The organism is Pseudoxanthomonas sp. Root630 (genome assembly GCF_001427585.1).
GTDB lineage: Bacteria > Pseudomonadota > Gammaproteobacteria > Xanthomonadales > Xanthomonadaceae > Pseudoxanthomonas_A.
Map to the genome: position 1 here is coordinate 78,538 of NZ_LMGY01000016.1, position 21,346 is coordinate 99,883.

Consider the following 21,346-nt stretch of genomic DNA (forward strand, 5'->3'; position numbering starts at 1 on the left):
GCGTCTTCGAACCGCCATCGCCCGGCCCTACACTATCGCCATGCTGACCCATCTCGCGATCAAGGATTTCGCCGTCGTCCGTGCTGCCGAACTGGAGTTCGGCGAGGGCATGACGGTCATTTCGGGTGAGACCGGCGCGGGCAAGTCGCTGCTCGTGGACGCGCTGGGCTTCCTCTCCGGGCTGCGCGCCGACAGCGGCGTGGTCCGCCACGGCGCCGAACGCGCGGAACTGTCCGCGGAATTCCAGCCGGCCGCCGGCTCGCCCGCCCTCGCCTGGCTGGCTGACCATGAGCTGGACGACGACGGTCAATGCCAGTTGCGCCGCGTCATCCGCGCCGATGGCGGCTCCCGCGCGTGGATCAACGGACGCAGCGTCACCCTGTCCCAGCTGACGGACCTGGCCGGCCGCCTGGTCGAGATCCATGGCCAACACGAACACCAGGCGCTGCTGGCCCGCCACAGCCAGTTGGAACTGCTCGACGCCTATGCCGGCAACCAGACCGAAGCGCGCGCCGTCCGCGAGGCCGCGCGCCACTGGAATGCCTTGCTGGGCGAACGCGAACAAGTATCGGGCCAGGGCGACGTGTCCGATCGCATCAACTACCTGGAGCACCAGCTCGCCGAACTGCAGCGCGAAGACCTGGCGCCCGCCGCGCTCGAAGCCCTGGTCGCGGGCCATCGCCGCCAGGCGCATGCCGCCGGCCTGATCGCCGCCTGCGACGCCGCATTGGTCGGCCTGTCGGGCGACGATGCGCCGTCGTTCTCGCGCCAGTTGCAGCACACCCGCGCGGACCTCGCCCGCCAGGTCGAACACGAACCGCGGCTGCGGGATGTCGACAATCTGCTGGAGAGCGCGACGATCCAGATCGAAGAGGCCCTGGCGCTGCTTGGCCAGGTACGCGACGACCTGGACGCCGATCCCGGCCAGTTCGACGCGCTGGAGCGCCGGCTCGCGCGCGTCCACGATCTGGCCCGCAAGCACCGCGTGCCGCTGGACGGCCTGCAGGAGCAGCACGACCGGCTGGCGATGGAACTGGAATCGCTGCGCGGTGCCGGCGAGCGCCTGCTGAAGCTCAACGATGAGATTGAGACCGCGCGCGGGCAATGGCGCACCGCCGCCAGCGCGCTGAGCCGTACGCGGCAGCGCGCCGCCAAGGCCCTGGGCGAAACCACCACCGCACTGATCGCCGAACTCGGCATGGGCGGCGGCCGCTTCGAGGTGGCGCTGGAACCGCACGACAGCGAACGGCCCGACGCGTCAGGCGCCGAACGCTCCGAGTTCCTGGTGTCGGCGAACGCCGGCCAGCCGCCGCGCCCGTTGCGCAAGGTCGCCTCCGGCGGCGAACTGGCCCGCATCTCGCTCGCCATCGAAGTCGCGGCGCTCGGCCTGGATGCGGTGCCGACGATGGTCTTCGACGAAGTCGATACCGGCATCGGCGGCGCCGTCGCGGAGATCGTCGGCCAGAAGCTGCGTGCGCTAGGCGCGCAACGGCAGGTGCTGTGCGTGACCCACCTGCCGCAGGTCGCGGCGCAGGGCCATGCGCACTACCGGGTCAGCAAGGCGCCGGTCGACGGCATGACCCAGAGCGCGGTGGAGAAGCTTGGCGCAAAGCAGCGCGAGGAAGAACTCGCCCGCATGCTCGGCGGCGTGGAAGTCAGCAAGGAAGCACACGCGGCGGCGAAGCGGCTGCTCGCCAACGCGGTCTGATCCCTTCTCTTGCTTGGTCTCGTGGGAGCGACGTCAGTCGCGAAGCCGGGTAGATAATGCCCCATCGCGACTGACGTCGCTTCCACAACCCAACCCCAATGGCGATCAGCGCTTCTTGCGCACGTAGAGCACCAGCGAGTGCTCTTCGAGTTCGTAGCCGTGCTTGGCGGCGATCTCGCGCTGCAGCTTCTCGATCTCGCTGCTTTCGAATTCGATGATCTTGCCGGTGTCCACGTCCACCATATGGTCGTGGTGGCCGCCGCGGTCCAGTTCGTAGACGGCCTGGCCGCCCTCGAAGTTGTGCTTGAGCACCAGCCCCGCCGCCTCGAACTGGGTCAGCACGCGGTAGACCGTCGCCAGGCCGATTTCGTCGCCGTGCTCCAGCAGCTGCCGGTAGATGTCTTCCGCGCTCAGGTGGTGCTGGGAGGTCTTCTGCTCCAGCAGCTCCAGGATGCGCATGCGCGGATGGGTGACCTTGAGGCCGACTTTGCGTAGATCCTGCGATTCCATGGCGTCTCCGTTCACTCTCGGTTTAGCGCCAGCTGCCTGAAGCTCGGTTGCGGCGGTCTGCGGGAGTGTATCATCGGCCCGGTTTCCCACCGTACCTGTCCCATGCGCAAATTCCTGCTGGTTGCCGTCCTCGCTTCCGCCACCGCTGGCTGCGGCATCCTCTACAAGCAGCCGATCTACCAGGGCAACCTGCTCGAGAAGACGTCGGTAGACCAATTGCAGGTGGGCCAGAGCAAGCAGCAGGTGCAGTCGCTGCTGGGCAGCCCGTCCATTTCCGATCCGTTCCACGCGCAGCGCTGGGACTACACCGCGAGCAACCGCACCAACCGCCGCGGCACGACGGAAGTGAAGAACCTGACCCTGCTGTTCAACGGCGACACCCTCGCCAGCTGGGAAGGCGAGTACTTCCCGGAAGCCGACCTGCAGCTGTCGAAGGACGTGCGCAAGTTCGGCCCGAACCTGGCCAAGGAAAAGAAGAAGGGCCGTCGCCGCTGAGGCGAGGCGTTACCTGCGCGCCCGTCGGCGGCGCGCTTCCTTCGGATCCAGCAGCAACGGGCGGAGCACCTCCACGCGGTCGCCCTCCCGCAACAGCGCGCCGCCTTCCGCCATCAATCCATGGATCGCCGTGGGTTGCGCCGGGGTGAGGCCGTCGAGCCCACTGGCTGACAGCGCGTCCGCCACCGTCGAGCCCTCGGGCAGGTCCAGCACCACCGACTCCACGCGGTGCGGCCACGCCCGGATCACCTCCACCCGCATCTCAGACGCCGCGGTCCGCGGCCCGCACGAAATCGTCGACCATGCGGTCGGCCAGGCTCTGGAAGCCCAGCGCCATCGCCGGCGCGAGCAGGCGGCTGGAAGGTTCGAACTCCAGCGTCAGCGTGACCTTGCAGGCGGATTCGTCCAGCGCGTGGAAGTCCCAGCGCCCGTGCAACTTGCGGAACGGGCCGTCGACCAGGTTCATGTCGATGCGGTGTGGCCGGTCCAGCACGTTCTCGGTGGTGAACCAGGTCCGCAGCGAACCCAGGCCCAGGTCCAGCCGGGCCACCAGCCGCTCGTCGCCCTGTTCGATCAGTTGCGCGGCGCTGCACCAGTCGAACCGGCGCGGGTAGGCCGCCACGTCGTTGACCAGGTCGAACATCCGGGTGGCCGAGTGTTCGACCAGGGCGCTGCGGCGGATCGTTTGCATGTGGCTCGCGTGAGGTTCCGCCTTCGGCGACAATAGGACGGATGGCAAAGAAACCGGACAAGAATAAAGCAACGGGCACGATCGCGCTGAACAAGCGCGCCCGGCACGAGTACCACCTGGAACAGCGCCATGAGGCGGGCCTTGCCCTGCAGGGATGGGAGCTGAAGGCCATCCGTGCCGGCCGCGCCAACATCACCGAGGCCTACGCCACGATCCGCCACGGCGAGATCTTCCTGTTCGGTGCGCAGATCACCCCGCTGATCCAGGCCTCCACCCACGTGGTGGCCGACGACCGTCGCACGCGCAAGCTGCTGCTGCACCGGAACGAGATCGACAGCCTGATCGGCAAGGTGGAGCGCGACGGCTACACGCTGGTGCCCACTTCGCTGTACTGGAAAGGCAACAAGGTGAAAGCCGAACTGGCGTTGGCCAAGGGCAAGCAGACCCACGACAAGCGCGCCAGCGAGAAGGACCGCGACTGGGCCCGCGAGAAATCGCGCGTGATGCGCCAGCACAACAAAGACGCGTGAAATCCAGGAACACGATGGGAGCGACGCAAGTCGGGAGAGGGCGTCCGGATGGCGGGATCGCGGCTTGCGTCGCTCCCGCATGACGCGTTCCACCATGTGAAGGCCGGTTGACCACCCGTCACCCCCGTCCTTGTCACCTTCGCACCCCGCCCCTACACTGGTCTTCGTCAGGACGTTTCTGACTCCCGGGGGTGCACTGGCTTCGACGGGGGTTGCGAAGTTGCCTGGTGCATGCCGAGGGGGCAGCTTTCCTCGTAAATCCAGCGGCAAAACTCTAGTTGCCAACGACGACAACTACGCTCTCGCCGCTTAAGGCGTAAGCCCTGAAACTGCTTGTGTCCGTGCTCGCAGCGTAAGGTCATTATCACGGAATCGCCGGGAGTGGCTGCCTGTCAGCACCCGGTCAACCTAAAACAGGCTGGTCCTGCGGTGCGCTTTGCCCACCGTGCTGCTGCAGGACGAGATCCAACGGCGGGATAAGCATGTAGTACCGGGGATGGAGTGCCTTCGGACGGCGGTTCAATTCCGCCCACCTCCACCATTCAGCGAAAAGGCCGGGCCCGCGAGGGTCCGGCCTTTTCGTTTCCGGCGCCCGGCGGCGGGTCATCGTGGCGGGGGTTCCTGTAAAATCCCCGCTCTTTTGAGCCGCTGCGTGACCACTTTGCAGTACCGGACGCCCACGGCGGCCCCCGCCTTCGTCCGCCTCCTCGCCCGCGTGGGCGGCGCCGAACTGCCCGATGCCGCGCCGGCGCTGTCCGAGCGCCTCGGCCAATGGATCGACTGGAACCGTGCGGTCTCGCTGTCGCGGGCGCTCGATGGCGCCGTCGCGCCCGAGGCGGGCGCTACCACGTCCGACGACGCGCATGCCGCAGCCGTCGCGCGGGTCCGTACGTCGCTGTCGGAGGCGATCCAGCGCGGCGCGCCGGTCGATGCCGGCGATGACGACTTCGCGCCCTACCGCCGCTACTGCCTCGAACGCCAGCGCGCCATGCTGACCGGCACCGGCCCGCTGCGCGGGCGCCTGCGCGATGCCCTGGCGCAGCGCGGCGGCGACCTGGCCCGCCTGGCCGAGGTCGATGCGGTGATGGAGATGACGCTCAGCCCCCGCGAGAACGCCCTGCTGGCCAACACCCCCGTCCTGCTCGGCCTCCATTTCGACCGCCTCCGCACCACCGCAGACACCGCCTCCGGCAACGTGTGGTTGCCGCTTTTCAGTCGCGACCTGCAGGACGCCCTGCTCGCCGAACTCGACCTCCGTTTCCACCCGCTCGACGCGCTGCTCGCCGCGCTTCGGCCCTCGTAATGCCTGGATGACCTTGATGAAACAGCACTTCTCCACCGCCCTCTTCCTCGCCGGCCTGGCCATCGTCGGCTGGATCGGCGTCGGCTATGTCGGCACGCATGCGCTGGGCGTGGTGGTCACCCTCGTGATCGGTGCGTGCTACGTCACCGGTGCCGTGGAGCTGCAGCGCTACCGCCAGGCGACCGCCACCCTCGCCCACGCGCTCACCGACACCGCACCGGCAGGCAGCGGACTGCAGGCCTGGCTCGCGCCGATGCATCCCAGCCTGCGCCAGGCCGTGCGCCTGCGCGTGGAAGGCGAGCGCGTCGCGCTGCCGGCGCCGGCGCTGACGCCGTACCTGGTCGGCCTGCTGGTGCTGCTGGGCATGCTGGGCACGCTGCTGGGCATGATGGTCACCCTGCGCGGCACCGGGCTGGCGCTGGAAGGCGCCACCGACATCGATGCGATCCGCGGCTCGCTGGCGGCGCCGGTCAAGGGCCTGGGCTTCGCCTTCGGCACCTCGATCGCCGGTGTCGCCGCGTCCGCGGTGCTGGGCCTATTGTCCGCGCTCGCCCGCCGCGAGCGCGTGCTGGTCGCGCAGCGCCTGGACGACGAGATCGCCACCTCGCTGCACGTGCATTCGCAGTCGTTCCAGCGCGAGACCTCATTCCGCCTGCTGCAGCAGCAGGCCGCGCTGATGCCGGAACTGGTCGAGCGCCTGCAGGCGATGGTCGCTTCCATCGAACAGCAGAACACCGACGCCGCCGCGCAGCAGTCCGCGCGCCAGGAAAGTTTCCACGCCCGCACCGAAGCCGCGCAGGCGCAACTCTCGGCCACGTTGGTCGCGTCGATGCAGGCGGGCGTCGAAGGCAGCGCACGCGCGGTCGGCGCTGCACTGCAGCCGGCGATGGAGAGCACGCTCGCCGGACTGGCGCGCGAAACCACCGCCTTGCAGCAGACCGTCGCCACCGCCGTGCAGCAGCAGCTCGACGCGCTCGCCACGGGCTTCGGTGCCGCCACCGCCGCGGCCGCCACCACCTGGGACGATGCCCTCGCCCGCCAGCAACACGCGCACGACGCGCTCGCCGCGCGCCTGCAAGGCGATGCCGAACGCCACGCCACCCAGTTCGACCAGCGCTCCAACGCCTGGCTCGATGCCGCTTCCGGCCAGCTTGCGCACACCGCCGCCACGCTCGCCGATGGCTGGACGCAGGCGCTCGCCCTGCAAGCCGCGACGGCCGACGGTATCGCTGCGCGCAACACCGATGCCCTGGCTGCGGCCGGGGCCGACTTCCGCACCCAGGCCACCGCGCTGGTGCAGGCCGTGGACGCCTCGCATGCCACGCTGCAGCAGACGCTCGCCGCGCAGGACGAGGCACGCCTCGCCGCCTGGGCGGCACAGTTGGCCACGATGAGCGCCACGCTGCGTGGCGATTGGGAACACACCGCTGGCGAAGCCGCGCGCCTGCAGCAGGAGATCTGCGATGCACTCGCACGCAGCGCCAGCGACATCACCACCCAGGCGCAGACGCACGCGCAGCAGACCATCGCCGAGATCTCGCAGCTGGTGCAGGTCGCCTCGGAAGCCCCGCGCGCCGCTGCCGACATGGTCGCCGAACTGCGCCAGAAGCTCTCCGACAGCATGGTCCGCGATACCGCGCTGCTGGAAGAACGCACCCAGATGATGGGCACGCTGCAGACCTTGCTGGATGCGGTGAACCACGCGTCCACTGAGCAGCGCACCGCCATCGACGCGCTGGTGGCCACCTCGGCCGATCTGCTGGAACGCGTCGGCACGCGCTTCACCGACCACGTGCAGGCCGAGACCGGCAAGCTCGAACACGTCGCCGCCCAGGTCGCCGCCGGTGCCACCGAAGTCGCCGGCCTCGGCGATGCATTGGGCAGCGTGGTGGAGCGCTTCGGCCAGACCAACGACGCCCTGCTCGAACGCCTGCAGGCCATCGAAGGCGCGCTGGAGCGCTCGCTGGTCCGCAGCGACGAGCAACTGGCCTACTACGTCGCGCAGGCGCGCGAAGTGGTCGACCTGAGCCTGTCCGCGCAGCGCCAGATCACTGTGGACCTGCAGCGCCTGTCCGGGGCCGAAACCGCATGAGCGTGGAAACCGGAGACGACGCCGACCTCGGCGCCCCCGTCTGGGCCAGCTTCGGCGACCTGATGTCGGTGCTGCTGGGCGCCTTCGTGCTGGTATTGGTCGGCGTGATCGCCGTGCAGGCGCAGCTGGCCCAGCGCCTGGACGAGGAAACCCGCCGCCGCGAACAGGAAGCGCAGCAGCGCAAGGCGCTGGAAGACGCGCTGGCCGCGCCGCTGGCCGAAGGCCGGGTGACGCTGGTGGACGGCCGCATCGGTATCCGCGGCAACGTGCTGTTCGCGCTGAACTCCGACCAGCTGCAACCGGAAGGCCGCGACCTGCTGAAGAGCCTCGCCGCGCCGCTCGCCGGCTACCTGCGCACACGCGAGGAAATCCTGATGGTCAGCGGCTTCACCGACGACCGCCAGGTCAGCGGCAGCAATCAGCAGTTCGCCGACAACTGGGACCTCTCCGCGCAACGCGCGCTCACCGTCACCCGCACGCTGATCGCCGAAGGCGTGCCGTCCTCGTCGGTGTTCGCCGCGGCGTTCGGTGCCGAGCAGCCAGTCAGCGCCAACACCAGCGAAGAAGGCCGTGCACAGAACCGGCGCGTCGAGATCGCGCCCATTCCCCGCCCTGCCAAGCGCAACGGCGACGATGGACGGTGACGCCCTGTCACCGGCGGCGCAGTTGCAGGCGTGGCGCGCGCAGGGTGCGGATCGCGTGGACCCCGCGCGCTTCGACATCCTGCTGGCGTTGGCCGCGCGCGTGCCCACGCAGCAGGGCGAAGCCCGTCGCCTGCTGGAAGCCCGCCTCGCCGGGCTGATGCGCGCGTACGCCGCCGGTCTCGCGCAGCGACCGGCGGCCGCACCGCCGGCCAGCGTGCGCGATTCCGGTCTGCGCGCGCTGGTCGATGCGCTTCAGGCACGCCGTGACGGCGAGCCGCTGCCCGCTACATCGCCGGTGGTGCCCTCCGCACTTACCCAGGCACGCGAAGTCTGGGCCCAGGTGCGCACCGACAGCCAACTGCGCGCCTCGCTGCACGACGTGCCCGCCGACGCCGGCCCGCTGAACTCCGGCATGCTGGTCCACCGCGCCCTGCACCTGATGCGTGCGGTATCGCCGGGCTATCTGCAGCACTTCATCGCCTACGCCGACACCCTGTCGTCGCTGGAACAACTCCAGCACGCCGCGGCACCCCTGACCGCGGCCACCGATGCGCCGCGCACCACACGCCGCGCCCCCCGCAAGAAAAAGCCCGCGGCAACGCAACCGTGACAGCCCGCGAGGGCATCTCCTGGCGATGGCGTGGGAGCGACGTCCGTCGCGATGAGGCGTTACCGGTATCCCATCGCGACTGACGTCGCTCCCACAGAAGCATGGGTTGGGTCGCTGGTCGGAGGTCACTCTGAGCGAGCGCGGGACCGCCTTCGATAGCCTTTCGGGCCCCTTCGATGGCCGTCCTCGCCAGGCACCTAGGCGATGGTGTGGGAGCGACGTCAGTCGCGATGAGGCGTTACCGGTATCCGATCGCGACTGACGTCGCTCCCACAAAGGCCGTTGTTGGATCGCGGACCGGACGTCTGCCTGATGGGGCGCGCGGGAGACCTATCGACAGCCTTTCTGGCCCTTCGATGGAGCTCGATGTGGGACAGACGGCGTTCCGAGCTCCATCCACGGGGCTCGGACACCCGACGCGTCGCACGCCGAGGCCCATCCGGGCTTATTGATCTGAAGTGAAAGCGGCGCCCGGCGATGAACGCACCCGCGCGCGCTCAGGGATACAGCAGGTGCTGCCGGCGCACCGCGTCGAACGCGGTGAGTGCCGGTTGCCAGCGCGCTTCGATGACGTCCAGGGTATCGCCGCGTGCGATGGCGGCGCGCAGGTCGCCCACGCCGGCCAGGCGGTCGAAGAACGGCGGCTCGCCGGGCAGGAAGGCGAAGTCCTCCGGGTGCTGGTCGTGCAGCGCCTTCAACACGGCCACGCCGGTGCGCACCGGGCGGAACGCGGCGCGGTCGGTCACATGCAGCTGCACGCCCGCGCAGGCCTTGCCCGCGTGCTTGGAGAACGTCGGCGTGAACCAGGTCGGCCTGAAACGCACACCCGGCAGGTCCATCGCATTGAGCCGCGCCGCCAGCGCCTGCGCATCCACCCACGGCGCGCCCACGGTCTCGAACGGCCGCGTGGTGCCACGGCCTTCGGAGACGTTGGTGCCTTCCAGCAGGCCCATGCCCGGATAGACCAGCGCGGTGTCCGGCGTGGGCATGTTCGGCGACGGCGGCACCCATGGCAGTGCGCCGCGCAGGGATTCATCGCCGCGCCGCCAGCCCTGCATCGTAACCACGTGCAGGTCGGCGCCGATGCCGAACGCGGTGTTGAACAGCGTGGCCAGTTCGCCCAGCGTCATGCCGTGGCGGATCGGGATCGGGAACTGGCCGACGAACGAGGCCAGCGCCGGGTCCAGCACCGGTCCTTCGATCAACACACCCCCGAGCGGATCGGGACGATCGGCCACGACGACGGGAATGCCGGCCCGCTTCGCCGCGCGCATCACCCCGGCCAGCGTGTACGGGTAGGTATAGAAGCGCGTGCCGACGTCCTGGATGTCGAACACCAGCACGTCGATGCCGTCGAGCATCGTCGGTGTCGGTTCGCGGTGTTCGCCGTACAGGCTGTGCACTGGCAGGCCGGTGGCGGCATCGCGTCCGGAGGCCACATGGTCGCCCGCCTGCACATCGCCGCGCACGCCGTGCTCGGGCCCGAACAGCGCGACCAGCGTGAATTCCTTGCGTTCGGCGAAGCGATCGACATCGCTGCGCACCTGGCGATCCACGCCGGTGGCGTTGGTCACCAGGCCCACGCGCTTGCCGCGCAGCAGGTCCATGCGCTCATCGAGCAAGACCTCGATGCCGGGCCTCGGCGCCGCATCCACGGGTGCCGCCGCGCCCGTGCGCGCATGGAACACACCGAGCAACAGCACCAGGCCAAGGCCCACGGGGCGCAGTGCAGCGTGCAGCGGACGAGCGAACCGGGGCATAGTGTCACGACCGTTTGCTATCGTGGTCGTGACGATAGCAGCCTGCGTGCGGCACCGTGCAAGGGGATCACCGCCGGTATCGACGCATTCTTCCGTTGTCAGGTGAGGGATCCGATGTCCCGTATGGCGAACCGCATCATGCGCAACCTGTCTTTCCTTGTGATGGCCTCCGCGGCAGTGCCCGCCGCCGCACAACCCGCCCCCAACCGCCTGGGTATCGCGCCGTCGGCGCAATCGCAGGATTTCGTGGCGAACAAGCAGCAGTTCCAGCTGCACAGCCTACTGACCGAGCAGCGCCACCCGCGCAGTTTCGACCTGAGCACGCGCATCGCCGCCGATACCGCCGACGGGCTGGCCGCGTTGCTGTCCGTGGACGAGGACATCACCGCGGCGCTGCAAGGCGTCGCCGACGATCCGGCGCGGCTGGCGGCGCTTGAGGCGGCATCGCGCGACATCACCCGCGCATTGCGCGACGGGCACCGGCTGTACTTCTACGGCACGGGCTCCACCGGGCGCCTGGCCGAGACGATCGAAAGCGGCCTGTGGCGCCCGTTCTGGCAGCGCACCGCGGCGTCGCCCGCGATGGCGAAGATCGAGGCGCGCTTCCCCGGCCTTGGCGAGCGCGTGCGTGGCGAGATCACCGGCGGCGACCGCGCGTTGATCGCGTCGCTGGAGGGCTTCGAGGACATTCCCGAGATCGGCCGCCTGCAACTGCAGGACAACGGCATCCGGCCGCAGGACCTGGTATTCGCCGTCACCGAGGGCGGCGAGACCTCCGCGGTGATCGGCACCGCGCTGGCCGCCGCCGACCAGGCCGGTGCGGATGCGCGCCGCACGTGGTTCGTCTACAACAATCCCGACGCGGTGCTGCGCCCGTTCGAGCGCAGCCGCCGCGTGCTGGACGATGCGCGCATCACCAAGATCCCGCTGCCCACCGGGCCGCAGGCGATCACCGGTTCCACCCGCATGCAGGCCACCACCACCAGCCTCTACGTGCTGGGCGTGGTGCTGGAAGACGCCACCCGTGCGCTGCTGCGCGAGGTGCTGACGGGCGACGAACTCGCCGCCCTGGGCTTCAACGACGCGGGCATCGGCGACCGCCTGCGCGGCTTCGCCGCGATCCAGCGCACGACCGCCGCCGCCGCGCCGAAACTGGCGGCTTGGACCGACCGCGAAGCGGCCAGCTACGCCGCTGGCCGCCACGCCACCTACCTGGCCACGCGCGCCCTGATGCCGGTGTTCGTCGATGTGACCGAACGCGCGCCCACCTTCCGCCTCTCGCCGCTGGACACGGTGAACGCGCCGGAGCGGCGCTCGTGGATCCAGGTGTGGACGCCGTCGGCCGATGGCGCGCAGGCCTGGCAGGCGCTGCTGCACCGCCCGTTCCACGGCCTGGACAAGGCGCTGTACCTGCCACCGTTCGAGAACGGTATCCAGGACCCGTACCTGCGCGAAGCCGCGCTGCGCGGCCTGTCGAATGCGGGCGACGAACAGCAGGCGCTGTACGACCTGTCGTACTCGCCGGCCAATGTGCAGCGCAGCGGCCCGCAGGCCGGCGATGCCGGTGCGCTGATCCTGCTGGGCGACGAAGCCCATGCCGATGCCAACCGCGCGTGGCTGCACGCCTTCGCCGCGGCCGGTGCGGAACCGGTGCTGGTCTCGGTGTCGGCACGTCCGGTGGCGAGCGACGTGCTGGCCGACGTGGCCGCCCTGCCCCGCGCCGTGCCGGTGATCGCGGTGACGGTGGCGCAGCGCGACGCCTTCGAGCTCAACCAGACCATCGCGCTGAAGATGCTGATCAACGCGCATTCCACCGGCGTGATGGCCAAGCGCGGCCGCGTGGTCGGCAACACGATGACCAGCGTGCAGCCGGGCAACCTGAAGCTGATCGGCCGCGCGACCTGGCTGATCCTCTCCCACGTCAATGCGGTGCTGGAGACGCCGGCGTGGCGCGAGGCCGGCGGCAGCACGACACCGCTGGGTTACGCCGAGGCCAATGCCGTGCTGTTCGAAGCGATCGAGCAGCGCCGCAATGCGCCGGGCGCGGGCAGCCTGCCGGAAGTGGAACTCTCGGTGGTCGCCGTCCTGGACGCGCTCAAGGCCGGCGCACCCATCGACTGGAATGCCGCCGCCACGCACCTGCGCGCGGGCGGCCTGAGCCGTTACCTCGCGCCGTACGCAACGGCGACGGGCGAACGCGCGCCCTGACCGGGCGCCCTCGCCTCTCCCGCGACGGGGAGAGGCGGACGCAACGGATCAGCCCTTGTCTTTCGCCCGCGCGAACGCGGCGGCCAGCGCGTTGTCGGCCGGCGGCGCGCTGGTCTTCGCCGGTGCAGGACCTCGGCGCTGATCGCGTGGGTTGCCGCGGTCGGGCCCGCGCGGCGGACGCGGATCGTTCGCCCGGGCTTCGCGCGGCGCCTGCGGTGCCGGCGCGTCGTCGAGGCGGCGCGTCAACGCGATGCGCTTGCGGGCCACATCGACTTCCAGCACCTTCACCTTGACGATGTCGCCGGCCTTCACGACCTCGCGCGGATCCTTCACGTAGCGGTCGGCCAGCGCGGAGATGTGGATCAGGCCGTCCTGATGCACGCCGATGTCGACGAACGCACCGAACGCCGCCACGTTGCTGACCACGCCTTCCAGGATCATGCCTTCGCGCAGGTCCTTGATGTCTTCCACCCCGTCGGCAAAGCGCGCGGCCTTGAACTCCGGGCGCGGATCGCGGCCGGGCTTCTCCAGTTCCTTCAGGATGTCGCGGATGGTCGGCACGCCGAAGCTGGCGTCGGTGTACTGCTCGGCCTTCACCGCACGCAGGAATACCGTGTCGCCGACGATCTGCTTCACCTGCCGGCCGCTGCCGGCCAGGATGCGCTCCACCACCGGATAGGCTTCGGGATGCACGGACGAGGCATCCAGCGGCTCGTCGCCATCGGCGATGCGCAGGAAGCCGGCGCACTGCTCGAAGGTCTTCTCGCCCAGGCGCGGTACGCCCAGCAGTGCCTTGCGCGTGCGGAACGCGCCATGTTCGTCGCGGAAGCGCACGATGTTCTCGGCCACCGTGGACGACAGGCCGGACACGCGCGTCAGCAGCGCCGCCGAGGCGGTGTTGACGTCCACGCCCACGGCGTTCACGCAGTCTTCCACCCGCGCATCGAGCGCGCGCGCCAGGCGGAACTGGTCCACGTCGTGCTGGTACTGGCCCACGCCAATGGCCTTGGGTTCGATCTTCACCAGTTCCGCGAGCGGGTCCTGCAGGCGGCGCGCGATCGAGACCGCACCGCGGATGCTGACGTCGAGGTCGGGGAATTCCTTCGCCGCGAATTCGGATGCCGAGTACACCGACGCGCCGGCCTCGCTGACGACGATCTTGTCCATCTTCAATTCCGGCGCCTGCTTGATCAGGTCGCCCGCCAGCTTGTCGGTCTCGCGGCTGGCGGTGCCGTTGCCGATGGCGATCAGATCCACCTGGTGCTTCGCGCACAGCGCACGCAGCACATGCAGCGATTGATCCCACTGGCGCTTGGGCTCGTGCGGATAGATCGTCGCGGTATCGACCAGCTTGCCGGTGCGGTCGACCACGGCGACCTTCACGCCGGTGCGCAGGCCCGGATCGAGGCCGAGCACGGCCTTCGGCCCAGCGGGCGCGGCCAGCAACAGATCCTTGAGGTTGTCGCCGAACACCGCGATGGCCTCGGCCTCGGCTTTCTCGCGCGCCTGGTTGAACAGGTCCAGCAGCAGGTGCATGTGCAGCTTGGCGCGCCAGGTCAGGCGGCAGGCATCCAGCAGCCACTTGTCGGCGGCACGCCCCTGCGCCGACACGCCGGCATGCACGGCCACGCGGCCCTCGGCGTGCTGATGGCCTGCCTCGGCCTCCATGCCGGGATCGAGATCGAGCAGCAGGATCTCCTCGCGGCGCGCGCGGAACAGCGCCAGCAGCCGGTGCGAGGGGATCTTCGCCAGCAGTTCGGCATGGTCGAAATAGTCGCGGTATTTCGCGCCTTCGTTTTCCTTGCCTTGCGCGACCTTCGCGCGGATCACGCCGACGTCGGTCATCCAGTGGCGCAGTTCGCCGACCAGCGCGGCGTTCTCGCCCCAGCGCTCCATCAGGATCGCGCGCGTGCCGTCGAGCGCGGCCTTGGCATCGGCCACGCCCTTCTCCGCATCGATGTACGCGGCCGCGGTGGTTTCGGGTACCTGGGTGGGATCGGCGAGCAGGCCGTCGGCGAGCGGTTCGAGGCCGGCTTCGCGCGCGATCTGCGCGCGGGTGCGGCGCTTGGGCTTGTACGGCAGGTAGAGGTCTTCCAGGCGGGCCTTGCTGTCGGCGCCTTCGATCTCGGTACGCAGTTCGTCGGTCAGCTTGCCCTGCTCGTCGATGCTGGCGAGCACGGCGGCGCGGCGGTCTTCCAGCTCGCGCAGGTAGGTCAGGCGTGTCTCGAGGTTGCGCAGCTGGGTGTCGTCCAGCCCGCCGGTGACTTCCTTGCGGTAGCGGGCGATGAAGGGCACGGTGGCGCCTTCGTCGAGCAGGGCGATGGCGGCCTTGGCCTGCGCGGTCTGTGCGCCGATCTCGGCGGCGATGGTAACGGCGATGTGCTCGGCGATCTGGGGCGTACGGTCTTGCATTGCGTCCGGAATTGGAAAACCCGATGGACCGGGTGGGACCGGGATTGTGGCAACGGATCGCCGCGCGGGAAACGGGTTGACAGCCGCGTCCGATGCGGGCTGACGGACGGAGCGCCGCTGGCTATGCTCGGACACCCCGCAAGGACCCCTGCCCATGCGCACGCTGTATCCCGAGATCGCGCCGTACCGCACGCACCGGCTCGCCGTCGATGCCCTGCACACCCTCCATGTGGAGGAATGCGGCAACCCGGACGGCATCCCCGTGATCTTCCTGCACGGCGGCCCGGGCGCGGGCCTGTCGCCGGTGCATCGGCGCTTCTTCGACCCGGGGCGCTACCGCATCGTGCTGTTCGACCAGCGCGGTACCGGGCAGTCCACGCCGTTCGGCGAGTTGCGCGACAACACCACCGCGCACCTGGTCGCCGACATCGAGGCCGTGCGCACGCACGTGGGCATCGACCGCTGGCTGGTGTTCGGCGGCTCCTGGGGCTCCACGCTGGCGCTGGCGTATTCGCAGGCGCATCCGGAACGCGCGACCGGGGTGATCGTGCGCGGCGTCTACCTGGGCCGCGAGGAAGAGAACCGCTGGTTCAATGAGGCCGACGGCGGTGCGCGATGGGTGTTCCCGGAGCGCTGGGCGCGCTACGAGGCGCACATCCCGGCCGATGAGCGCGGCGCGATGATCGAGGCGTACTGGCGTCGCATGGACGATCCCGACGCCTCCATCGCCCTTGCCGCCGCCCAGGCCTGGTTGGGCTGGGAAGACGGCGCGGCGACGCTCCTGCACGACCCGGACGCGGCACCCGATGAAGATCCCGCCAAGGTGCTCGCCAAGGCACGGATCGAAGCGCACTACTTCCGCCACAACGCCTTCCTCGCGCATGGGCAGTTGCTGCGCGACATCGGCCGCATCCGCCACCTGCCCGGCGTGATCGTGCAGGGCCGCTACGACATCATCTGCCCGCCGCGCAGTGCGTGGGATCTGGCGCAAGCCTGGCCCGAGGCGCGCCTGGAGATGGTGCTGGCCGGCCACGGCGCCACCGAGCCCGCGATCGCCGATGCCCTGGTCCGCGCGACGGACGCCTTCGCGGAGCGCTGAAACGAAGACGGGCCGCGCTAGGCGGCCCGTCGGGTACGGCATGCAGGCGGCTTACGAACGCACCGGCAGCACACGGATCTCGACACGACGGTTGAGCGCGCGGCCCGCATCGGTGTCGTTGCTCGCGACCGGATAACGCTTGCCCATGCCGACGATCTCGAAGCGCTCGCGCTGCAGGCCCTGGCCGATCAGGTAGTTGCCGACCGACGCGGCGCGCTGCTCGGACAACCGCTGGTTGACCGCGTCGGTACCGATGCTGTCGGTATGGCCGCTGACTTCCACGATGGTCTGGTTGTATTCGCGCAACGTCGAGGCGACGTTGTTGAGCGCCGGGTAGAACTGGGACTTCAGGTCGGCCCTGCCGAAATCGAAGGTCACGCCATCGGGCAGGTTGAGCTTGATGACGTCGCCATCACGGCTGACGTCGATGCCGGTGCCCGCGGTCTGGCGGCGCAGTTCGGCCTCCTGGCGGTCCTGGTAGGCGCCGATGGAGCCGCCGGCGAGGCCGCCGATACCCGCACCCACCAAGGCGCGCTGGCGACGTTCGGTGGCATCGCTGCCGCTGAGCAGGCCGGCCACCGCGCCGATGCCCGCGCCGATCAGGGCGCCGGTGCGGGTGCGATTGGGGTCGTTGGGGTCATTGGTCTGGCCGGTGTAGCTGGCGCAGCCGCCAAGCAGAGTGACAGTGAGCGCCGCCAGGGCGCCGGTCTTCAGCATCGCATTCATACATCCTCCTGATTGGCCTGCGGGGAACCTCGAACGGCCGCAAGCCTACCCAGCAAAATGTTCACAACGCGCGATTTGAGCCCTGTTCATTCAGGTGCCGTCGGGCTTCAACCCATCAGCGCCGCAGCGCCTTCGGCGTCCAGCGTCCGCTCCCAGCTCCCCATCAGCGACAGGTACAGCAGCTTCTCGAATTCGGGGCCGAAGCGCCGGATCACGGCATCGGGATCGGGGATCAGCTTGGCGTCCGCGATCAGTCCGAAGTGCACGCGGCCGTTGTAGCTGAGGATGGAAACACCAATGCCGATGGAGCCGGTCTGCGGCACCCAGAACATCATCTCCCGCAGGCGCGAACCGCCCATGTAGAGCGGCTGCTGCGGGCCGGGCACATTGGTGGCTACCGCGGTGGCCTTGCGCGAGAACAGCTCCAGCGCCACGCCCTGGATGGCCGAGGGCGCCATGCCAAGCGCCGCCAAAAGTCCAAAGGCAACAATAGCTTGGCGGGAATTCTTCAAGTCGCGCATGCACTCGGCGACGCGCTCCACGCGGCGGATCGGATTGTCCTCGCCGACCGGCAGGTCCAGGAACACCAGGCCGAAGTGGTTGCCCAGCTTGCGGGCATGTTCGAGCGGACGCAGGTTCACCGGCACCGTGGCGCGCAGGGTGACGCCATCGAGCTGCTCGCCCCGCTCCAGCATGTAGCTGCGCAGCGCGCCGGCGGCGGCGGCCATCAGCACGTCGTTGACGGTGCAGTCGCAGGCACGGCCGACGGCCTTCACGTCTTCCAGGTCGAGCGGTTCGGCCCAGGCCACCCGCTTGCTGACACCGAGCTTGCCGCGCAGCAGTGTGGGCGGGTCGTCGGAGAGCGACAGCGCGTGCAACAGTTCGCGGCCGATCTCGCCGCCCTCCCTCGCCAGCATCGTGGCCAGCGTGGGGTCCTGCATCATCTCCATGCCCTTGCCGAGCACCTTGCCGCCGATCTGCACATAGCGATCGATGGCGCCGACGCGACGCACGACCTCCGCGCCGTCCTGCTTCAGCCAAGCCGAACGCAGGTCCTTGCCGGTGTCGGGCTTGCGGCTGGTGTCGGTGAGCGACAGCAGCACCTGCACCAGGGCGATGCCATCGGCATAGCTGTGGTGGATGCGCGCGACCAGCGCCGACCCGGTGCCATAGCGTTCGATCAGGTGGAATTGCCACAGCGGCTTGGTCTTGTCCAAGGGCGTGGAGGCCATCTGGCTGGTGAAGCGCTCCAGCGCCTTCTTCTCGGATTTCGGGTCGTGCCGGCCGGGCAGCGCGGACAGGCGCACATGCCAGTCGAGATCGAAATCGGGATCGGTCACCCAGGACGCGCCGGCCGGTGTATCGACCGCCTTCTGCAGGAAGCGCGGATACGCGAGGAAGCGTTTCTTCACCACCTGCTTCAGCGTGTCGAGCGTCATCGGCTCGTCGAACATCAGCACGCCGGTGATCATCATCGGGTTCATCGGGCGGCACATCCGCAACCAGGCGGTGTCCACCCGCGACATCGGCTCGCGACGCGGCTTTGCCGGCGCCTTCTTCGTGGCCATGCTTGCCCTCCTCTCCCGCGCCGAGTGAAGCACGCGACGACGAAAGGCGTCAACGCGGCTCAGTCGCCGGTCTTGCGGTAAGCGGCCAACGCGCCTTCGCGCCCCGCAGCCAGGTCGACCAGCGGCCGGCGCGGATAATCCGGCGCGGCGCGCGCAAGCACGTCCGGTTTCTCCCACGGCGCGAAACGCAACGGCACCGGCACGTACGCCAGTTCCGGCACCCATCGCGCGATGTAGGTGCCCTTGGGGTCGAACTTCTCCGCCTGCGTCACCGGATTGAACACGCGGAAGTACGGCGCGGCATCGGCGCCGGTGCCCGCGGTCCATTGCCAACCCAAGGTGTTGTTCGCCAGGTCGGCATCGACCAGCGTGTCCCAGAACCAGCGCGCCCCGTGCAGCCAGTGGTAACGCAGGTGCTTGACCAGATAACTGGCCACGATCATCCGCACGCGGTTGTGCATGTAGCCGGTGGCCCACAGCTCGCGCAGGCCCGCATCCACGATGGGCACGCCCGTGCGTCCCTGTTGCCAGGCGGCCAGCGCGTCCGGATCGACCTTCGCCCAATCGAAATGTTCGAAGCGCGGATTGAGGTTCTGGGTAGGCGTGTGCGGGAAATGGTGCAGCAGGTGGTAGGCGAACTCGCGCCAGCCCAGCTCCCGGATGTAGCCATCCATGTCCGCGCTGTTGCCGGCTGTGCGCTCTCGCTCCAGTCCGGCGGTGATGCGCCAGGGGGCGATCTCGCCGAAATGAAGATGTGCGGACAACTTCGAGGTGCCGGTGCGGTCGGGCCGGTCGCGGTCGGTGCGATAGCCGCGCAATGCGCCGTCGATGAAGATATCCAGCGCGTCGCGTGCGCCGGCTTCGCCCGGCGTCCATGTCTCCCAGAAACCGGCATCCCAGCCGAGGGCGGGCTTCAGCTGCCAGGTGTCGAGTGCATCTCCCCGCAGCGATCCATCGAACGCCGGCAGGGCATCGGGTGCATTCCAGGGCTCCGGCGCGCGCCATTGCGCCAGCGCCGAGCGCCAGAAGGGCGTGAACACCTTGTAGGGGCCGCCCTGCTGCGTGGCCAGGTCCCAGGGTTCGAACAGCAGGCTGCCGTTGAAGCTCTCCACGCGCAACCCGCGCTCGCGCAGCGCCTTCTTCAGCGCAGCGTCGCGCGGCTGGGTAGCCGGTTCGTACTTGCGGTTCCAGAACACCGCGTCGGCACCGGTGTCCGCCAACACCTCGTCCAGCACGGCTGCACTGGCACCCCGCCGCCGCAGCAGGCGCGAGCCGCGCCTGCGCAGATCGGCATCCAGCGCGGCGAGCGAGCGATGCAGCCACGCGTCCGATGCCCCGCCCGGCGCCCACTCGCCCTCTTCGCGCGGTGCGCGGATGTAGAGCGGGATCGGCGTGAAGCCTTCCTCCAGCGCGGCACGCAGCGCCGGATTGTCGTCAAGGCGCAGGTCGTGCCGGAACCAGACGAGGGCGTGGGGCATGGAGGAACTCGCGCAGGATGACGGGACGCTTACGCAGGAGGCGCGGATCCGGATGCAGGCCCCGTGACGTACTCGCGCGGGATCCGCTCGTTCAGGCCGGTCAGGATCTCGTACGGAATCGTGCCCGCCGCCTGTGCGACGTCTTCGCAGCGGATCGATACGCCAGCCTGCTCGCCGATCAACACGACCTCGTCCTCGTTGTAGGCGGAGCCTTCCGTACCCAGGTCCACCATGAACTGGTCCATGCAGATACGACCGATGATGGGACGGCGCACGCCGCGCACAAGCACTTCGCCCCGCGATGACAACGCGCGCGGGAAACCGTCGCCATAGCCGATCGGCACGGTCACGACGCGGGTATCGCGCGGAGCAGTCCAGGTGGCGCCATAGCTGACGGTCCGTCCGGCGCGCACGATCTTGAAGTAGACGACCTGGGAGACCAGCGAGAGCGCCGGCTTCAGGTCGATCGTGGCGCGCGACGCGGGGTCGGGCAGCACGCCGTACAGCGCGATGCCAGGGCGCACCATGTCGAGCCAGGTGTCGGGGAAGTGCAGCACGCCACCGGAGTTGGCCAGGTGCCGGAGCGGCATCGGTGCGCCCAGGCGGTCGAAGTGCGCGCAGGCGTCGAGGAAGCGTTCGCGCTGCTCGGCCGTCATCGGCGACGCAGGATCGTCCGCGCAGGCCAGGTGCGAGTAGATGCCCTTCACCGTGCACCACTGCGACGCCACGGCCGCCTCGATGAACGCACCGGCGTTCTCGCTGTGTACGCCGATGCGCTCCATGCCGGTGTCCACTTTCAGGTGCACCACCGCTTTCCGCCCGGTCGCCTCGGCCGCCGCCTCGACCTGCCGCAGTTTGGCGATCGACGACACCGTCACTTCCAGGTCGTGGGCGAGGAACTGGGTCACCTGCGGCGCGTGGATGCCACCGAGCACGAGGATCGGCACGGTGATGCCGGCACGCCGCAGTGCGACACCCTCCTCCACGAACGCGACACCCAGTTGTTCGACGCCCTGCGCTTCGAGATGGTGCGCCACCGGCACCAGGCCGTGGCCGTAGGCATTGGCCTTGACGATGCCCATGACCGGCACGCCGACGTGGCCCTGGATCGCGCGCAGGTTGTGCGTCAGCGCAGCCAGATCGACATGGATGCGCGTGGGACGGTCGTTCGCTTCGGGACGCGTGTGCGGGGCTGACAAGACGGCATCCAGCGGAGTATCCATGCACGGATTGTAGCGTCCGGCGCTGCGCTCCCGTTCATGCCGGCACGAATGCGCATGCGCTAGGCTTGCGACGACTTCCCGGGATCGGCTCCGTTGGCGCTTCGTACCAGGTCCACCAGGATCGTCGTCGTCGCGGCCCTTGCGCTCGTCATCGGTGCATGGCTGTGGATGCGCGTCATGCGCATGGATGCTCCCTCGCCGACCGAGGGTCCGTCGCCTACCCTGCCCGCTATCCCCTCCACGAAAGCCTCCGACGGGCCGGCAGCCGACGCCCGCGCTCCAGCGACCC

General features: G+C 69.3%; 17 protein-coding genes, 1 other RNA gene and 1 pseudogene. 10 read left to right on the top strand and 9 right to left on the bottom strand.

What is annotated here, in order from left to right:
• Positions 1-40: 40 nt before the first annotated feature.
• Positions 41-1,708 (top strand): DNA repair protein RecN, encoded by a 1,668-nt coding sequence (gene recN, locus ASD72_RS12625; protein ID WP_056880311.1) that lies wholly within the window; start codon positions 41-43, stop codon positions 1,706-1,708.
• Positions 1,709-1,813: 105 nt separating this feature from the next.
• On the opposite strand, the gene fur is transcribed toward recN, so the two are convergent.
• Positions 1,814-2,218, bottom strand: a complete 405-nt coding sequence (gene fur, locus ASD72_RS12630) for a ferric iron uptake transcriptional regulator (protein WP_056880312.1) — start codon at positions 2,216-2,218, stop codon at positions 1,814-1,816.
• Positions 2,219-2,320: 102 nt separating this feature from the next.
• Here fur and bamE point away from each other — a divergent pair, with 102 nt between their 5' ends.
• Positions 2,321-2,713, top strand: coding sequence for an outer membrane protein assembly factor BamE (bamE, locus tag ASD72_RS12635; RefSeq protein WP_056880313.1), 393 nt, complete (start codon positions 2,321-2,323; stop codon positions 2,711-2,713).
• Between the two features lie 9 nt (positions 2,714-2,722).
• On the opposite strand, the gene ASD72_RS12640 is transcribed toward bamE, so the two are convergent.
• Together ASD72_RS12640 and ASD72_RS12645 are read right to left on the bottom strand one after the other, a co-directional pair.
• Positions 2,723-2,974 (bottom strand): RnfH family protein, encoded by a 252-nt coding sequence (locus ASD72_RS12640; protein ID WP_056880314.1) that lies wholly within the window; start codon positions 2,972-2,974, stop codon positions 2,723-2,725.
• Between the two features lies 1 nt (position 2,975).
• Entirely contained in the window at positions 2,976-3,404 is a 429-nt protein-coding gene (locus tag ASD72_RS12645; RefSeq protein ID WP_056880315.1) for a type II toxin-antitoxin system RatA family toxin, read from the bottom strand.
• Between the two features lie 41 nt (positions 3,405-3,445).
• On the opposite strand from ASD72_RS12645, the gene smpB reads away from it, so the two are divergent.
• From smpB to ASD72_RS12670, 6 genes are all read left to right on the top strand, one after another.
• Complete coding sequence (gene smpB, locus ASD72_RS12650) at positions 3,446-3,934, top strand: SsrA-binding protein SmpB (protein WP_056880316.1); 489 nt, start codon at positions 3,446-3,448, stop codon at positions 3,932-3,934.
• A 187-nt stretch (positions 3,935-4,121) separates the two neighbouring features.
• Positions 4,122-4,475, top strand: a transfer-messenger RNA (tmRNA) gene (ssrA, locus tag ASD72_RS20640).
• 111 nt (positions 4,476-4,586) lie between these two features.
• The gene (locus tag ASD72_RS12655) at positions 4,587-5,237 is read left to right on the top strand and encodes a DUF3348 family protein (protein ID WP_056880689.1); all 651 of its coding nucleotides are present in this window, start codon (positions 4,587-4,589) and stop codon (positions 5,235-5,237) included.
• 16 nt (positions 5,238-5,253) lie between these two features.
• Positions 5,254-7,329 carry a DUF802 domain-containing protein gene (locus tag ASD72_RS12660; protein ID WP_155944633.1) on the top strand — a complete coding sequence of 692 codons (2,076 nt, stop codon included), beginning with the start codon at positions 5,254-5,256 and terminating at the stop codon, positions 7,327-7,329.
• Positions 7,326-7,973 carry an OmpA family protein gene (locus ASD72_RS12665; RefSeq protein ID WP_056880317.1) on the top strand — a complete coding sequence of 216 codons (648 nt, stop codon included), beginning with the start codon at positions 7,326-7,328 and terminating at the stop codon, positions 7,971-7,973. Before ASD72_RS12660 ends, ASD72_RS12665 begins: the two co-directional genes overlap by 4 nt.
• Positions 7,963-8,583, top strand: a complete 621-nt coding sequence (locus ASD72_RS12670; RefSeq protein WP_056880318.1) for a DUF2894 domain-containing protein — start codon at positions 7,963-7,965, stop codon at positions 8,581-8,583. Before ASD72_RS12665 ends, ASD72_RS12670 begins: the two co-directional genes overlap by 11 nt.
• Before the next feature lie 497 nt (positions 8,584-9,080).
• Here ASD72_RS12670 and ASD72_RS12675 read toward each other — a convergent pair whose 3' ends face one another.
• A complete protein-coding gene (locus tag ASD72_RS12675; RefSeq protein WP_056880319.1) occupies positions 9,081-10,343 on the bottom strand; it encodes a DUF1343 domain-containing protein in 1,263 nt (420 codons plus the stop codon).
• A 138-nt stretch (positions 10,344-10,481) separates the two neighbouring features.
• Between ASD72_RS12675 and ASD72_RS12680 the strand changes: the two genes are divergently transcribed.
• A complete protein-coding gene (locus ASD72_RS12680) occupies positions 10,482-12,551 on the top strand; it encodes a hypothetical protein (protein ID WP_235578009.1) in 2,070 nt (689 codons plus the stop codon).
• A gap of 48 nt (positions 12,552-12,599) precedes the next feature.
• On the opposite strand, the gene ASD72_RS12685 is transcribed toward ASD72_RS12680, so the two are convergent.
• Positions 12,600-14,963: a Tex family protein gene (locus ASD72_RS12685; protein WP_056880321.1), complete on the bottom strand. Its 2,364-nt coding sequence runs from the start codon at positions 14,961-14,963 to the stop codon at positions 12,600-12,602.
• A gap of 154 nt (positions 14,964-15,117) precedes the next feature.
• On the opposite strand from ASD72_RS12685, the gene pip reads away from it, so the two are divergent.
• Positions 15,118-16,062, top strand: coding sequence for a prolyl aminopeptidase (gene pip, locus ASD72_RS12690; RefSeq protein ID WP_056880322.1), 945 nt, complete (start codon positions 15,118-15,120; stop codon positions 16,060-16,062).
• 51 nt (positions 16,063-16,113) lie between these two features.
• Here the strand turns inward: pip and ASD72_RS12695 are convergent.
• From ASD72_RS12695 to alr, 4 genes and pseudogenes are all read right to left on the bottom strand, one after another.
• A pseudogene (locus tag ASD72_RS12695) lies at positions 16,114-16,686 on the bottom strand (OmpA family protein); the annotation flags it as partial.
• A gap of 209 nt (positions 16,687-16,895) precedes the next feature.
• Positions 16,896-18,356, bottom strand: a complete 1,461-nt coding sequence (locus ASD72_RS12700) for a wax ester/triacylglycerol synthase family O-acyltransferase (RefSeq protein WP_056880323.1) — start codon at positions 18,354-18,356, stop codon at positions 16,896-16,898.
• A gap of 59 nt (positions 18,357-18,415) precedes the next feature.
• Positions 18,416-19,834: a deoxyribodipyrimidine photo-lyase gene (locus ASD72_RS12705; protein WP_056880324.1), complete on the bottom strand. Its 1,419-nt coding sequence runs from the start codon at positions 19,832-19,834 to the stop codon at positions 18,416-18,418.
• 29 nt (positions 19,835-19,863) lie between these two features.
• Entirely contained in the window at positions 19,864-21,057 is a 1,194-nt protein-coding gene (gene alr / locus ASD72_RS12710; protein WP_056880325.1) for an alanine racemase, read from the bottom strand.
• Positions 21,058-21,346: the final 289 nt, after the last annotated feature.